The 15,033-nt window shown below is 65.8% G+C and carries 16 protein-coding genes and 1 pseudogene; 10 read left to right on the top strand and 7 right to left on the bottom strand.

What is annotated here, in order from left to right:
• The first annotated feature begins 16 nt into the window (after positions 1-16).
• Entirely contained in the window at positions 17-1,177 is a 1,161-nt protein-coding gene (locus SARO_RS02465) for a GNAT family N-acetyltransferase (protein ID WP_041549981.1), read from the top strand.
• A gap of 98 nt (positions 1,178-1,275) precedes the next feature.
• A complete protein-coding gene (locus SARO_RS02460; protein WP_011444153.1) occupies positions 1,276-1,734 on the top strand; it encodes a response regulator in 459 nt (152 codons plus the stop codon).
• Positions 1,735-1,950: 216 nt separating this feature from the next.
• Here the strand turns inward: SARO_RS02460 and SARO_RS02455 are convergent, their stop codons facing one another.
• Positions 1,951-2,721, bottom strand: coding sequence for a Crp/Fnr family transcriptional regulator (locus tag SARO_RS02455; RefSeq protein ID WP_011444152.1), 771 nt, complete (start codon positions 2,719-2,721; stop codon positions 1,951-1,953).
• Positions 2,722-2,842: 121 nt separating this feature from the next.
• On the opposite strand from SARO_RS02455, the gene SARO_RS20070 reads away from it, so the two are divergent.
• Positions 2,843-3,247, top strand: a complete 405-nt coding sequence (locus SARO_RS20070; RefSeq protein WP_011444151.1) for a response regulator transcription factor — start codon at positions 2,843-2,845, stop codon at positions 3,245-3,247.
• Positions 3,248-3,292: 45 nt separating this feature from the next.
• Positions 3,293-4,090, top strand: coding sequence for a response regulator (locus tag SARO_RS02445; protein WP_011444150.1), 798 nt, complete (start codon positions 3,293-3,295; stop codon positions 4,088-4,090).
• 37 nt (positions 4,091-4,127) lie between these two features.
• On the opposite strand, the gene SARO_RS02440 is transcribed toward SARO_RS02445, so the two are convergent.
• Positions 4,128-5,795 (bottom strand): CHASE domain-containing protein, encoded by a 1,668-nt coding sequence (locus SARO_RS02440; RefSeq protein WP_011444149.1) that lies wholly within the window; start codon positions 5,793-5,795, stop codon positions 4,128-4,130.
• A 250-nt stretch (positions 5,796-6,045) separates the two neighbouring features.
• On the opposite strand from SARO_RS02440, the gene SARO_RS21570 reads away from it, so the two are divergent.
• The 3 genes from SARO_RS21570 (at position 6,046) to SARO_RS02430 (ending at position 8,177) form a co-directional block, all read left to right on the top strand.
• A complete protein-coding gene (locus SARO_RS21570) occupies positions 6,046-6,219 on the top strand; it encodes a NepR family anti-sigma factor (RefSeq protein WP_011444148.1) in 174 nt (57 codons plus the stop codon).
• Positions 6,212-6,820 (top strand): sigma-70 family RNA polymerase sigma factor, encoded by a 609-nt coding sequence (locus tag SARO_RS02435; RefSeq protein ID WP_011444147.1) that lies wholly within the window; start codon positions 6,212-6,214, stop codon positions 6,818-6,820. Before SARO_RS21570 ends, SARO_RS02435 begins: the two co-directional genes overlap by 8 nt.
• 157 nt (positions 6,821-6,977) lie before the next feature.
• Positions 6,978-8,177, top strand: coding sequence for an AI-2E family transporter (locus SARO_RS02430; RefSeq protein ID WP_041549979.1), 1,200 nt, complete (start codon positions 6,978-6,980; stop codon positions 8,175-8,177).
• Here the strand turns inward: SARO_RS02430 and SARO_RS02425 are convergent.
• Entirely contained in the window at positions 8,165-8,779 is a 615-nt protein-coding gene (locus tag SARO_RS02425) for a superoxide dismutase (RefSeq protein WP_011444145.1), read from the bottom strand. The genes SARO_RS02430 and SARO_RS02425 overlap by 13 nt on opposite strands.
• A gap of 127 nt (positions 8,780-8,906) precedes the next feature.
• Positions 8,907-10,196: a dicarboxylate/amino acid:cation symporter gene (locus SARO_RS02420; protein ID WP_011444144.1), complete on the bottom strand. Its 1,290-nt coding sequence runs from the start codon at positions 10,194-10,196 to the stop codon at positions 8,907-8,909.
• A gap of 70 nt (positions 10,197-10,266) precedes the next feature.
• Here SARO_RS02420 and glmM point away from each other — a divergent pair, with 70 nt between their 5' ends.
• Genes glmM through thiD form a run of 3 tightly spaced genes read left to right on the top strand, consistent with a single transcriptional unit; the run spans position 10,267 to position 12,581 of the window.
• On the top strand, positions 10,267-11,604 hold the full coding sequence (gene glmM / locus SARO_RS02415) for a phosphoglucosamine mutase (RefSeq protein WP_011444143.1): 1,338 nt from the start codon (positions 10,267-10,269) through the stop codon (positions 11,602-11,604).
• 1 nt (position 11,605) lies between these two features.
• Positions 11,606-11,830, top strand: coding sequence for a DUF1272 domain-containing protein (locus SARO_RS02410; protein WP_011444142.1), 225 nt, complete (start codon positions 11,606-11,608; stop codon positions 11,828-11,830).
• A 1-nt stretch (position 11,831) separates the two neighbouring features.
• Positions 11,832-12,581, top strand: a complete 750-nt coding sequence (gene thiD, locus SARO_RS02405) for a bifunctional hydroxymethylpyrimidine kinase/phosphomethylpyrimidine kinase (RefSeq protein ID WP_011444141.1) — start codon at positions 11,832-11,834, stop codon at positions 12,579-12,581.
• On the opposite strand, the gene SARO_RS02400 is transcribed toward thiD, so the two are convergent.
• The 3 genes and pseudogenes from SARO_RS02400 to SARO_RS02390 all read right to left on the bottom strand — a co-directional run bounded on the left by SARO_RS02400 (position 12,566) and on the right by SARO_RS02390 (position 14,920).
• Complete coding sequence (locus SARO_RS02400) at positions 12,566-13,084, bottom strand: GNAT family N-acetyltransferase (RefSeq protein ID WP_011444140.1); 519 nt, start codon at positions 13,082-13,084, stop codon at positions 12,566-12,568. The genes thiD and SARO_RS02400 overlap by 16 nt on opposite strands.
• Before the next feature lie 4 nt (positions 13,085-13,088).
• Positions 13,089-13,967, bottom strand: a complete 879-nt coding sequence (locus SARO_RS02395; protein ID WP_011444139.1) for an LOG family protein — start codon at positions 13,965-13,967, stop codon at positions 13,089-13,091.
• 52 nt (positions 13,968-14,019) lie between these two features.
• Positions 14,020-14,920: pseudogene (locus SARO_RS02390) on the bottom strand (LysR family transcriptional regulator).
• Positions 14,921-15,033 lie beyond the last annotated feature (113 nt).

The following is a 15,033-nucleotide window of genomic DNA, read 5'->3' as shown; positions in this document are numbered from 1 at the left end:
AAACAAAGGCAAGATCGTGGCTCAGGGCGAAGTAATCATCACTCCCGTTTCCGGCAAGGCTGACCGCAAGGCCTTCATCGACCTCGCCTATCGCCTGAATGCCGACGATCCCAACTGGGTACCGCCCCTGCGGATGGAAGCGGAGGAACTGATCACTCCGGGCAAGAACCCGTTCTTCGAACACGCCGACGTGCAACTTTTCCTTGCACGCCGCGGCGGCGCCGTCGTCGGCCGCATCTCGGCGCATATCGATCGTCTCGCTCTGGCGATGGACCCGCAGCAGGGCATGGGTCCCGGAACCGGGAACTGGGGCCTGCTCGAGGCAGAGGACGAAGCGGTGGCGCGCGCGCTGATCGGCCGCGCCGAGGAATGGCTGCGCGAAAAGGGCATGACCCGCGTCCTTGCGCCTCTGTCGATGTCGATCTGGGAGGAGCCTGGCCAGCTCGTCAAGGGCTTCGACCATCCGCCGACGGTCATGATGGGCCACCAGCCGGAGCGCTACGACGCCTACATCAAGGCCCTCGGCTACCAGCCAGCCAAGACGCTGAACACCTACGAACTGGACATCACCAAGGACTTCCCGCCGCTGATCCAGCGGATCGTCCAGTCGGGCCACAAGAACGCCAAGATCCGCATCCGCAACGTCGACAAGTCGCGCTTCGACGAGGAAGCCGCGCTGATCCTCGACATCCTCAACGATGCCTGGTCGGACAACTGGGGCTTCGTCCCGTTCACCGACACCGAGATCAAGTACGCCGGCAAGAAGTTCAAGCCGATCGTGCGCGAGGATCTGATCATGGTGGCGGAGTATGAGGGCGAGCCGGTAGCGTTCATGATGACGCTGCCCGACCTGAACGAAGTGCTCAAGCCTATGGGAGGAAAGCTTTTCCCCTTCAACTGGGCCAAGCTTCTGCTCTGGCTGCGCAAGCCTCGGGTGCGCACGATGCGCGTGCCGCTGATGGGCGTGCGCAAGCGCCTCCAGGCCTCGCGCCTCGCCAGCCAGCTCGCCTTCATGATGATCGAGGCGATCCGGCAGAACTCGGTGCGTGAATATGGCGCATCGCGCGGGGAAATCGGCTGGATTCTCGACGACAACCAGGGGATGAATGCAATCGCCGAAGCGATCGACAGCCACGTCAACAAGGCATACGTTATCTACGACAAGCCGCTTCGCTGATCGCCGGATAACACCTGCCTGCCGGCCGGAGCATCTGCCTGCCGGAACGTCGCGCGCGTCACAGCGTTCGGATGGCAGGCAGATGAGGGACGATTGCTTTGCTTACGACCGGCCAGGACCAGGACAAGCCGGTGCGGCGCCGCCGGCCCGGTCCGCTGGGACGTGCGCTCGTCGTCGAGGATGACGGGCTGATCGCCACCGACATTGCCGAAGCGCTAGTCGAGGCGGGGGCCAGTCCGGTCGAAATCTGCGCCAGCATCGCGCACGCAATGGAACGGCTTGAACGGGCGGTGCCCGCGCTTCTCATCCTTGATGTCCATCTGGCCGACCGCGACGATGGCTGGGCGCTCGCCGAGCTGGCGATCCAGCTTGGCGAAAGCCCGCCCTTGATCCTGTTCACCACCGCGACGCCGGATTCGATCCCGCAGTCCGCCGCGGAACTGGGCCACGTTCTGGCCAAGCCCTTCCGCACAGAGGACCTGATCGCGCTCGTACGGCGCGAAAAGCCGCGCGGCCTGCTCGGCCGCATACGCAACGCGCTTTCGGGAAGCGACTGAACTTTCCCCCGGACTTCCCCGGCCGCGCGAGCGCAACCGGGGACCCGACTCCGCGAAAAAAGGTCCCCGCCGCTTCCGACGGGGACCTTTCGGGATCGTATCACCAGCCGCTTGGACGGGAGGGGGGGTCTCGGCGGTGACATGCCCTTAACGAGCGTCTTGTGGAGCGGTTCCCGGGGGCGAAACTTTTTTGGAAATTTTTTTCAGAGCCGATTTTCAGATGTACGGACGCGGCGCAGAGGCGCCGACGCCGTCGATCCGTGCCATCCGCCGGGCGGCATCCATGTCGGGGATGCGGATCGCGGAAAGCGTCCAGTCGACCAGCCCCATCCGCCGCAGCGCCTGCAAGGTGCGGTTGGTATGGACCAGCGAAAGTCCCAACATGTCCGCGATCTGGCCCTGGGTCACGGTGATCGGCAGGATACCGTCGGGGGCCAGCCCGGTGTCCATGCCTCGCTGGACGAGAAAAACCGCCAGGGCCGCCATCCGCTCGCGCGCGTTGCGCTGGCCGAGCGAGACGATGTGTTCCTCGAGCGCCGCCTCCTCGTGCGCGGCAAGCCATGTCAGGTCGAACGAAAGACGCGGCTGAAGTGCCGCCAGTTCGAAGAAGCGGTCCCGCGCAAAGACGCAGAGCGTGGCCGACGTCACCGCCTCGACCGCATGGCTCATTTCGCCGTCAAGCGCCGCCTGCAGGCCGATGAAGTCTCCCGGAAACATGAAATTGATGATCTGGCGCCGCCCATCCTCGAGCAGCCGGGTACGCATCAGCACGCCTGAGAGGACAGTGTAGAGATGCCGCAGGCGCAAGCCCTGCGCAAAGACCTGTTCGCCCCTGACAAAGCGCGCCTCGCCCTGGCGGAACGCGGCGATCCACGCGCGCAGTTCATCGGGTGGCTGGCGCAGCCCTTCGCACGTCGCAAGCGGGCACTGTGCACACCGCGCTGCGGCATTCTCCACCATGAGGCCGGTTTCGTCGTCTCTTGCCATCCGCACTCCCTGTCGGCGGTACAAATCAGCCCCGCCCTGGATGCGCTATGTCAAATGACAGGGTTTGTTCCCGGGATGTGCACTACGGGAACCCGTTATTTTCGAGGAAGCGGGACAGAACGTGACGGCTACCATCAAAGAACCGCCGCTGGTCCTTGTCGTCGAAGACGGCTTGCTCGTGGCGATGGCGATCGAGGACGCTCTGCTCGAGCGCGGCTTTGGTGTGCAGGTGGCCACAACACTGGCCCGCGCCGAGGAAATCATCACCCAGAACCTGCCCCAGGCAGCGCTGCTCGATCTGCAACTGCCCGATGGCCATTCCGTAGAGCTTGCCCGGCGCCTTCACGAAGCCGGGTGCAGGGTTGCGATAAGCTCCGCGCTGGATTCGGGCGAGGTGTTCGAAAGCTGCCACTTCGCGGCCCGCTTCGGCAAGCCCGCTTCGCCTGATCTCCTTGCCGATTGGGTTGCCTCGGTGACCGATGCCGGGATGCCGAATCCTGCTTGCCCTTCGCCGGGAACCGGATGACTGTACCGTGCGTTGTGGCGCACGATACTGTCGGAAGGGGTACGAATGTCTCTGGGTGCCAAGGTTGCCAATCAACTTCCCTACCTGCGTCGCTATGCCCGCGCCCTGACGGGTAGCCAGTCGGCCGGCGATTCGTTCGTGCGCGCGACGCTTGAGGCCGCGCTGGCCGACGACGACCTGCGCGCCACCATCGGCGAGGGTCGCGCACAGCTCTACCATGCGTTCAACCGGGTCTGGTCGACCGCCTATGTCGACACGGCGGACCGCTCGTCCGGAAGCCTCGGGCAGCACGAAGCTGCCGCCCAGGAACGACTGGCCGCGATGACGCCGGCAAACCGCCAGGCCCTGCTGCTCACGACGCTGGAAGACTTCAGCATCGACGATGCCGCCTACATCATGGACCGCGAGCCCGAGGACGTGGAAAGCCTCGTGCAGGACGCCATCGCCGAAATCGACCGCGAATCCGCGACCTCCGTGCTCATCATCGAGGACGAGCCGCTCATCTCGATGCAACTCGAAGACCTCGTGCGCTCGCTCGGGCACGACGTCTGCGGCATGGCCGCAACTCGCACCCAGGCGCTCGAGATCGTCCAGCGCGAACAGCCCGGCCTTGTCCTCGCGGATATCCAGCTCGCTGACGGCAGCTCCGGCCTCGATGCGGTCGACGACATCCTGAAGATCGGGTCGGTACCGGTTATCTTCATCACCGCCTATCCGGAACGCCTGCTGACCGGCAACCGTCCGGAACCGACCTACCTCATCACCAAGCCGTTCCAGGAACAGACCGTGCGCACCGCGATCAGCCAGGCCCTGTTCTTCGGCTCGAGCCGTCCGCTCGGCTGATCCCGGCTCACTCTGAAAACCGCAAGGCCGCGCCCCGTCAGGCGCGGCCTTGTCGTATGGCGAAGTCGCTTTTCCGGCGGACCGGCACCAGCAGTTTGCAGCGCACACCTTCGGTCTCGAACCGCAGGTCCACCGGACTGCGCAATTCGTGCGCCACGATCTTCTCGATCAGCTCGGTCCCGAAGCCGCGCTTGCGCTTTGTCTCCTGATCGATCGGAGGACCGCCGCGCTCGACCCATTCGATCCGCGCCTGCCCTTCGCCGGCCAGTTCCCAGCGGACCGATACGCGCCCTTTCTCGACGCTGAGCGCCCCGTACTTGGCTGCGTTCGTGGCCAGTTCGTGGATCGCCAGACCCAGCGATAGCGCGTCGTTGGGCGCCAGCTCCACTTCCGGCCCTCCCATCTCCACATGCCGCTGCGTATCCCCGGCATAAGGGGCAAGCTCGGCCCGGATGACCAGTTCGATCGGCGTCGTTCCCCAATCCGACTGGGTCAGCAGGTCATGCGTCGCCGAGAGCGCACGGATGCGCCCTTCTAGACTGTCCGCGAACTCGGGCAGGCTCGTGGCCCGGCGCCGCGTGAGCGAAATGATCGAAAGCACGTTGGCCAGCGTGTTCTTCACGCGGTGGTTCAGTTCGCGGGTCAGCGAATTGCGGATCGAGGACTGCTGCTCGAACCACGCCAGCGCGATTCGGTCCTCCACTGCCTGCTGGGTAAGCAGACGCGCCAGCACCAGCAGCAAGGTCGCCACCAGCAGGCCGAACAGCAGCGTCATCACCGACATCACCGACAGCATCGCAGTCGCCGGCGCCTCGATCTCGAGCATGAAGCGATGTCCCGATATGTCGATCGGACGCCGGATCACCCGCCCGGAAACCTCTGCGGGCGCAACAGAGGCAAGTACGACCAGTCCGCCGGCATCTTCGTCATAGAGCCGCACGCCGGCACCATCGAGATGGTTCACATCGATCGACGATTCGAGAAAGCGCTGCGCATTGAACGGCGAATAGACAAAGCCGCGAAGCTTGCGCGGGCCGTCTTCCTGAAGGGTGTAGACCGGCATGTAGACAAGGAAGCCCGGCAGGCCATCCGGGCGGCCTTCCTGCTGCAGCACGACATGGCCGGACGCTGTGGGCTGGCCGGTGCGCTCGGCCGCCTTCATCGCGGTGCGGCGTACGCCTTCGGAGAACATGTCGAAGCCGATGGCCCGCCGGTTGCGCGGCGTATCGGGTTCAAGGAACATGACCGGCACGACAAATGGCCGTTCCGGTTCGGGTGTCGGGCGCACCGCGAAACCGGGGTTGCCCCCGTCGCGCATGATCGCCTCGACGGTGGGAATATCGTCGCGATAGACCTTCATCGCCCAGCCGATGCCATCGGACCCGACATAGCGCCCATCGAGATGGAGCTGGCGGATGAAGGTCCGGAACAGCGGCGCTTCCACCATCTGCTGCGTGGCGAAGAGCGCGGCGCTCGACCTCAGGTAGGCGGCATTGGCGTTCGACCGGCGCTCGAGGCCCGATGCGACGGCTTGCGCGGTCTGCGCCGTCTGCGCGGTCTGCCGGCGATACTCGGCGTTCTCGATGGCGAACACGCTGAGCATGGTCACGGCCATCGTCAGCCCGAAAATGCCCAGCGGCACGCCGCGCGGAAAGCGCTCGTACCATCTCGGCGTGAGCTTCTTTCCCGAAAGAAGCTTCTCCATCCTGAGCTGATTCCCTCCTTGCGTCCCGTCCGGAACGATCTGGCATTCGTGTCCATGCACCGATCGCCACGCAAAGGAAATGGTTCTGCGATGCTGCAAAGCGGGAACCGACGGCGCCCCATATCGTTCCAACATCAAACCACCGCTGACCGCTGCTGGAGCAACGGTCGGCTGTTAGTGTAGGTACGCATCTGCCGCGCCCTGCGGTCTGTTTGGATTATCCCTGGAGGGGGAGGCGTTGTCAGAGCGAATGTCGAAAGAAAAACCGATGAATCGGGGTCAAGTCCGCCGGAAGGGCGGAAAGCCACAGGCTCCGGAATGGGCTGACGGCTTGAAGAGACTGTACGATTCCGTGCTGGACGAACCGCTGCCTGATACCTTTGCCCAACTGCTCGACAAGCTGGACGACTCGTCGCATGGCTGACGCAGGCACGCCCCCGCGACCGGCGAGCGACCCGGCGGCGTTCAAACGCGACCTCACCTCCGTGATCCCGCATCTGCGCGCATTCGCCCGTGGCCTGTGCGGTCGGCCCGACCTCGCCGACGACCTCGTGCAGGAAACGCTGCTCAAGGCATGGGCCGCGCAGGAACGGTTCGAACCGGGCACGTCGATGCGCGCATGGACCTTCGTGATCCTGCGCAATGCGTACCTCACGGACATGCGCCGCAACCGCTTCCGCGCCGATTATGACGAGACCGTCGCCGAACGCATCCTCGTTGCGCCTGCTGCGCAGGAAGGACCAATGCACCTTTCGGACATGCACCGCGCGCTGCTCACGCTCCCGCCCGAACGGCGAGAGGCGCTGCTGCTCGTCGGCGCAGGCGGCTTCAGCTACGAGGAAGCGGCGCAGATCTGCGGTTGCGCCGTCGGCACGATCAAGAGCCGCGTCGGCCGCGCCCGCGCCGCACTTTCCCAGATGATCGAGAATGGCCAGATTCCGCGGCGCAGCACCGACGACGCCCAGGCTCACTCAGCCATCATGGGCGAACTCGAGGAAACCGTGCAGGCCGGCAAGCACCGCTGATCGGCCCGCATTTCCCGTAGATTTTCGGATTCCCGCCATCCGGCAAGAAGGTCACGCTGCGCAAAGAAAATTCCACCCCGGTCCTCGCGCCCCTTGATCGCCGGCGCGGCCCGGTGAATGGAACTGGTCCTACTCCTTGCGCAGGCCCGTCCCACAGGTGAACCAGCCGATTCTGCCCGACTCCGCTTCAATCGCTCCGGCAGACGACGACCTGCCCGACCGTCGCGCACGCCTGCAATCGGCCATCGTCCTGCTCCTTGGCCTGGGCCTGTTCCTTGCCCTGCCTTTCGTGCTTTCGATCGGATCGGTGGTCTTCCTGCCGCCCGTCACCGCAATGATCTTCACGATCGTGTTGTCGCCTCTGGCCGACAGGCTGACGCGCATGGGCCTGCCCAACGTCCTCGCCTCGTTCATTGCGATCCTCGCCCTGGTGGCGGTCGTGGTCATGGCGCTGCTTCTGATCCTGCAACCGGCCTTCGTCATGGTCGACCAGGTGCCGACGCTCGCGCGCCAGGTCGCGCGCAGGTTCGCCGAGTTGCGCGGCAACTTGTGGTGGATCGCCGACGTCAACCGCCAGCTTGCCCGCATCACCGGGCATTCCGCGCGCGAGGTTGTCGTCGCCAGCCCTTCGGTGATCGAGCAGGTCGCCTTCGCGACGCCAAGCGTGATCCTCGAAACTCTGCTCACGCTGCTGATGACGTTCTTCATGATCGAGGCGCGCATCCGGATGAAGCGGCGCATCCTGCTCGACCGGCACACCTTCAACGCGTCGGTGCGCCTCGCCCGGGTGCTCCGCGACGTGCAGGAACGGGTCGCCAGCTACATCCTCACCGTCGCGCAGGTGAACTTCGGAGTCGGCGTGCTCGTTGCGCTGGGGGCCTGGAGCTTCGGCCTAGCCGCACCCGTGATGTGGGGCGGCCTCGCGTTCGTGCTCAACTTCCTGCCCTATCTGGGCCCGCTCGTAATGATGGGCCTGCTGGGTCTCGTCGGCCTCGGCACGGCCCCGACCGTCGCGGTTGGCCTGCTGCCGGCCCTCGCCTTCCTCGGCCTGCATGCAGTCGAATCGAACGTGGTGACGCCATCGATCCTGGGCGCGCGCTTCACGGTCAACCCGGTCGCGATCCTCATCTCGATCAGCTATTTCTCGTGGATCTGGGGCGTTCTGGGCGCCCTGCTCTCGGTGCCGATCCTGCTGACGGTGTCGGCGTTGCTCGACCACATCGGCAAGCCCAACCTGGTAGGCTTCCTGTTCGGCGAGGCATTGTTCGAGCCGGGCCGCCTCGCCGGGATGGATGATGATCCCGACGAGGGCGGACCGCCCGATAATTCAACGGCCGGCGCAGCTCAGGCCGGGTAGGTCCAGGTTCCTTCGCGCGCCAGGTTCTCGGCGGCGAAAGTCCAGTTGAGGTGCTTCTCGATCACCGCCTTCAGGTAGTCCGGACGCAGGTTCTTGTGATCGAGATAGTAGGCGTGTTCCCACAGGTCGATCACGAGAAGGGGCTTCGCATCGCCCGTGGCTAAGGTCGCCGCATCGTGCGTCTGTTCGACCGCAAGCTTCCCACCGCGCGACACCAGCCACACCCAGCCCGAGGCGAAATGGGCGGTGCCCTGCGCGGCCAGCTCGGCCTTCAGCTTGTCCAGCGAACCGAATGCCGCGTCGATCGCGGCGGCAAGCTCACCCGTTGGCGTCGCCGCGTCGGGGGTCATGCTGTTCCAGTAGAATGCGTGGTTCCAGCTCTGGGCCGCATTGTTGAACAGGCCCTTGTCGCCCTTGGCATCGGCAGCCGCGATGATCTGCTCGAGGCTGGCCCCGGCCAGATCCGTCCCATCGATCGCCGCATTGGTCTTGTCGACATAGGCCTTGTGATGCTTGCCATGGTGCGTCTGCAGCGTCGTGGCGGAGATCGCCGGCGCCAGGGCGTCGTCGGCATAAGGCAGGGGAGGCAGGGTAATGGCCATCGGCTTGGCGTCCTTCGTGCAACTTCGTTCGCATACCAACGCGCAAGGCGCGCGCCGGTTGCGCCAGATAGAGCCGTTACGTACTGATTTTGCGTTGAAATTTTCGGAAAGGCAGTTGCAGTAAACGCTACTCGCCGGGCCCGTGGGCGCGGTCGACCGCCGCAGTGACGGCAACGTCCATGGTCACGTTACCCAAGGTACGCATGAGGTCGGGCAAGACCTCGACCGCAACCAGCAGCGCCAGCGGTTCGACCGGGACACCCATCGCAATTGCAATGGGGCCGATGGAGGTCACGAAGCTGATTGCCCCGGGCAGGCTGACCGCGCCCAGCGTGGTCAGGGTCGCGACTGCAAACCCCGCGACGAGCATCGAGGGCGTCAGTTCCATCCCGAACCAGTGCGCCACGTAGATCGCCACCGCGAGGTTCATCGCCGGCCCCGTCGCGCGGAACAGGGCGACGGCCAGCGGCAGTACCAGATCGGCAGTCTGCGCCCGCACACCAAGCGTACGGCACACGCCGAGCATCGCGGGCAAGGTCGCCAGCGACGATTGCGTCGAAAGCGCCAGCGCCTGTGCGGGCAACATCGCGCGGGCGAACCGCCCGAAAGGCTGCCGTGCCGCCACGACGGCCACGGCGTAAGCCGCAAGAAAGACAACGACACCCGCCGCCGTCACCACCAGCACATAATGCGCCAGCGCCCCGATCGCCGCCGTGCCGCTATGCGCGGCGACGGCAAGGCTAAGGCAGAACACGCCGACCGGCGCGGCCAGCAGGACCCATCCGATCACCACCAGCATCGCATTGGCGGTCGCCTCGAAGAACGTCGCAAGCGTCCGGCGCTGCACATCGGTCAGCCGCGTCGCCGCCAGCGCGAAGACCGACGTGAACAGGATCACCGGCAGGATCTGGTCGGACGCGGCCGATTGCAGCACGTTGGCGGGCACTATGGATTGGAGGAACGCGGCAAAGCCCGGCACGTCCGCCTTGTCGTGAATCTGCGCTACGCCCTGTCGCAGCGCATCCGCCGCCGCCTGGGGCATCGGGAACGCGGCCAGCATCGCGGGCACCAGCACCGCGGCCATTGCGCACCCGCCCGCCAGCACCGACGCGAAGAACAGCAGCGCCCGCCGCGCAAGGGCGCCAGCCCGCGCTGCCGCCACCGTCTGCACGATGCCGGTAAACAGCAGGGCGACAACCAGCGGAACGATCGTCCCACGCAAGGCCTGCAACCAGAGATTGCCGATGGGCTCCACCACCAGCAGCACCGACTCCAGCGCGGCTGGCGCTGCGAAGGCCAGTCCAAGGCCCAGCGCCAGCCCGCCCACCAGCGCGGCAAAGATCCACCCGGCGCGGATCGTGGAAATCGGCGGCGCGGCCGGCGCCTGGTCGCTCGTGGCAAGTTCGGATTGTTTCATGCGCTGGTGACAATATTGGTGTAGGCGGGCAATGCAACGCATTGCAGCGCAAACAGGCACGGGACGTTTCATGGCACGCAAGTTCTTCGGCACCGATGGCATCCGGGGTCGGACCAATTCCGGTGTGATGACTGCCGAAATCGCGATGAAGGTCGGCCAGGCTGCCGGGACCTATTTCCAGCGCGGCACGCACCGCCACCGCGTGGTCATCGGCAAGGACACCCGCCTGTCCGGCTACATGATGGAAAGCGCGATGACCGCCGGCTTCACCTCGGTCGGCATGGACGTGGTGCTGCTCGGCCCCATGCCCACGCCCGCTGTCGCCATGCTCACCCGTTCGATGCGCGCGGACCTCGGCGTGATGATCTCGGCCAGCCACAATCCGTTCGAGGACAACGGCATCAAGCTGTTCGGCCCCGATGGCTACAAGCTTTCCGACGAAGCCGAACTGACGATCGAATCCATGCTCCTGCAGGAGCTGCCGCTGGCCGACGCCGCGCAAGTCGGTCGGGCACGCCGCATCGAGGACGCGCGTGGCCGCTATATCCATGCGGTCAAGGCCAGCCTGCCCGACAATGTCCGCCTCGACGGCCTGCGCATCGTCGTCGATTGCGCCAATGGCGCCGCATACCACGTCACGCCCTCCGCGCTCTGGGAACTCGGCGCCGAAGTCATCGCCATCGGGGTCGAGCCCAACGGCAAGAACATCAATGCCGGCGTCGGCTCCACCCATCTTGACGCGATCAAGGCAAAAGTGCGCGAAACCCGCGCCGACATCGGCATCGCGCTCGATGGCGACGCCGACCGCCTGATTGTCGTCGACGAGAAATGCCAGACCGTGGACGGCGACCAGATCATGGCGCTGATCGGAACCCAGCTTGCCGCCCGCGGCGAACTGCGCGGCGGCGGCGTGGTCGCGACCGTCATGTCCAACCTCGGACTTGAACGACACCTAAACGCACACGGCCTCACCCTGGAACGCACCGCCGTCGGCGATCGCTACGTTCTGGAGCGCATGAGGTCGGGAGGCTTCAACGTCGGCGGCGAACAGTCGGGCCACATGATCCTGACCGACCACGCCACCACCGGGGACGGCACCGTCGCCGCGCTGCAAGTCCTCGCCGCGCTCGTCTCCTCGGGCAAGCCGGCAAGCGAACTGCTCCACCTGTTCGATCCGGTCCCCCAGCTGCTCAAGAACGTGCGCTTTACCGGGGGCAAGCCGCTCGAGGCCAAGTCGGTGAAAGAGGCGATTGCCGAGGCCGAGGCCCGCCTTGCCGGCAAGGGCCGCCTCGTCATCCGCCCCTCCGGCACCGAACCGCTCATCCGCGTCATGGCCGAGGGTGACGATGCGGACGAAGTCGAAGCGGTCGTCGACCAGATCTGCGACGCCGTGCGAAAGGCCGCCTGAAATGCTTGAAATGCGCCCTGATTGCGAGCGTTGCGGCGCCGACCTTCCGGCCGAGGCGCCCGGCGCCTTCATCTGCTCGTTCGAATGCACCTTCTGCGCCGAATGCGCCGACGACCTCGACGACCGCTGCCCCAATTGCGGCGGGGAACTGATGGACCGGCCAACGCGGGCCAAGGCGCTCCACGCCAAGCATCCGCCGTCGACGACGCGCAAGTTCAAGGGCTGACATGTCCGCCCCGCCCCGCATCCTGTCGATAGCCGGTTCGGACTCCGGTGGCGGCGCCGGCATCCAGGCCGACATCAAGACGATCACCATGCTGGGCGGCTATGCCATGACCGCCATCTGCGCCCTCACCGCGCAGGACACCACCGGCGTCCATGCGGTCCTGCCGGTCGCCCCAGACATGGTCGCCGCGCAGATCGACGCCTGCGTGAACGACCTCGGCGTCGATGCGGTGAAGATCGGGATGCTCGGCTCGCCCGAAATCGCGGCCATCGTTGCAGACAGGCTGGAACGCCTGGCCGTGCCCATCGTCTTCGACCCCGTGATGATTGCCACCAGCGGCGCGGCCCTGGCCGACGCGGCCACGGTCGCTGCTTTCGAGCGGCTGATGGCAATCGCCACGCTGACCACGCCGAATGTGCCCGAACTGGAAGCGCTCGGCGGCGATGCGGCCATGCAGGCGCGCGGCGTGGCCTACGTCGCCAAGGGCGGAGATGCCCAGGGGCCGGAAGTGACCGACCGCCTGGTCGTGCCCGGGCGCGAGGCCCGCACCTGGACCGCGCCGCGCATCGCCACCACCAGTACCCACGGCACCGGCTGCACGATGTCGAGCGCGATCGCGACCTTCCTGGGTTTCGGCGCGCCCCTCGACGAGGCTGTCGAGGACGCGCGCGAATTCGTCCGCGCCGCCCTGCTCGCCGCGCCCGGCTTCGGTGCGGGACACGGCCCGCTGGGCCATCACGCGGTGCGCTGATCCCACGCCTCGGGCGTCAGCGCAAAATAGACGCTGTCGCACCATTCCTCGCCGACCAGCCACGTGCGCGCCTGCCGGTGCGTCTCGACGAAGCCGAGGCGCTCCAGCAGCCGGATCGAGGCCTTGTTGCGCGGATCGACATCGGCCTGGACGCGCGGCAGCCGATGCACCGCGAAGCCGCGCGCGACCACCGCCTCCACCGCCTCGCGGGCAAGCCCCTGCCCCCAGACATCCGGGTCGAACAGGTAACCAAGGTCAGGGAACCGGTAGAACCCCGCCTTGCCGATCACCCGGTCCTCCAGCTCGACGATGAAATCCTCGCCAAGCGCGGCGGGAATGTCCGCCATGTTGGCCAGCCACTCGCGCGTCTCATCCTCGTTCGCGTGCGGCGGGGTGGACCAATAGGCCATCGCACGCGGCTGGCGCATGATCCGGTGCATCGCCGGCAGGTCGTCCTCAGGACGCACCGGGCGCAGGACCAGTCGCGGCGTCCGGATCGTCACCGCCTCAACAATCGAGATCGTAGAAATCGACGATGTGCTTCCAGGCCTCGTCCGCCGTTTCGACCGGGGTGAACAGCTCGAGGTCCTCGAAGTTGATCACGCCTTCCTCGGCCAGTGCCTCGAAGTTGACCACGCGGCTCCAGTAGTCCTTGCCGAACAGCAGGATCGGGATCGGCTTCATCTTGCCGGTCTGGATCAGCGTCAGCATCTCGAAGAACTCGTCGAACGTGCCGAAGCCGCCGGGGAACACCGCGACCGCCCGCGCGCGCAGGAGGAAATGCATCTTCCTCAGCGCGAAGTAGTGGAACTGGAACGAGAGGTGCGGCGTAACGAAGGAATTGGGTGCCTGCTCGTGCGGAAGCACGATGTTGAGCCCGATCGATTCAGCCCCGGCCTCCTGCGCGCCCCGGTTGGCAGCCTCCATGATCGAAGGACCGCCGCCCGAACAGATCACGAATTGCCGCTTGCCTTCCTCGACCAGCCCGCAGGAACTGGCCGTATAGGCCAGCTTGCGGGCTTCCTCGTAATACTTCGCCTTGGCCACGAGGCGTTCGATCACCGCCTTCTTCTCGGGCGTGGTCGCCGTCGACATGGCCGCTTCGGCCATGTCGGGCGAGGGGATGCGGGCCGAGCCATAGACGACCAGCGTTGATCCGATCGCAGCTTCATCGAGCAGCATTTCGGTCTTCAACAGCTCAAGCTGGAAGCGGACCGGGCGAAGTTCCTCGCGCAGGAGGAAGTCGGTGTCGCGGAATGCCAGCCGATAGGCCGGGTCCTGTTGCTGTGGAGTTGTCCGGGGCTGGCTTTCAACGAAGCCTGCTTCCTGTTCGGCCTTGTAGAACTTGCGCTTGGTAAGCTCGTGCAGCTTTTCTTCTTCTGTCATGCCTCATAGTTCGGCTGCGGCGCGCCAAAGCGCAAGAGGGCGCGCGACGCAGTCAGCCTGCGCGCAGACGCAGCTCGTCCAGCACCTCGCGGAACGCGGGCGAAAGGTTGCGCCGGTCCGGATAGTAGAGATGATGCCCCGCGAAGGGGGGGGCACCAATCCTCCAGCACCCGTACCAGATTGCCCGCCTCGATATCGCGCAGTACGCCCTCGTCCTCGAGCACGCAGGCCAGGCCGTGTCCAGCCTTCGCGGCACGCACCGCAATGCCTGCGTCATTCACGATAAGCGCCCCCTCCACCCGCACGTTCAGCGCCCGGCCGTCCTTCTCGAACTCCCAGGCATAGAGATTGCCCCGCGTCGCCATGCGCAAGTTGATGCAGCGATGGGCCTCCAGATCGCGCGGGCCGCGCGGCGGCTCGCGCCCTTCGAGATAGGCCGGGGCGCAAACCACGGCCATCCGCAGGTCCGGCCCGATGCGCACGGCAACCATGTCCTTCTCCAGGCTCTCGCCCAGCCGCACCCCGGCGTCGAAGCGGTCGGCCACGATGTTGGTCAAGGCCCCGTCGATGGAAATTTCCACCTCGATGTCGGGATAGCGGGCCATCACGGCATCGACCGCCGGCCACAGCAGCGTCTCGGCGGCATGCCGGCTCGTCGTGATCCGCACCAGCCCCGCTGGCCGGGCCCGCAATCGGGTCAGCGAGGTCAGCCGGTCACGGATGTCGCCAAGCGAAGGCTTGAGCGTCGCCAGCAACTGCTCTCCCGCCTCGGTCGGGCTGACGCTGCGCGTTGTGCGGGCCAGCAGCTTGAGCCCGAGATGCTCCTCAAGCCGCCGCACCGCCAGGCTCACAGCCGACTGCGACGTACCCAGCCGCACTGCCGCCCGGGTAAAACTGCGCTCTTCCGATACGACCAGGAACACCGAAAGATCGCCAAGCTCGGTGCGAAACATTCATGCGATCCTGATATAAATTCATGCAGAAATATGCATCTAATATAGGAAGTCCGGTTGGTCTATCCGGAGGCCGCACGAACCTTGGCTCCCGCCATCGCTTCACGAAAGGC

The sequence above is a fragment of the Novosphingobium aromaticivorans DSM 12444 genome (assembly GCF_000013325.1).
Lineage (GTDB): Bacteria > Pseudomonadota > Alphaproteobacteria > Sphingomonadales > Sphingomonadaceae > Novosphingobium > Novosphingobium aromaticivorans.
Note: the sequence above shows the minus strand (reverse complement) of the source record. Positions and strands in the feature narration are given on the sequence as shown.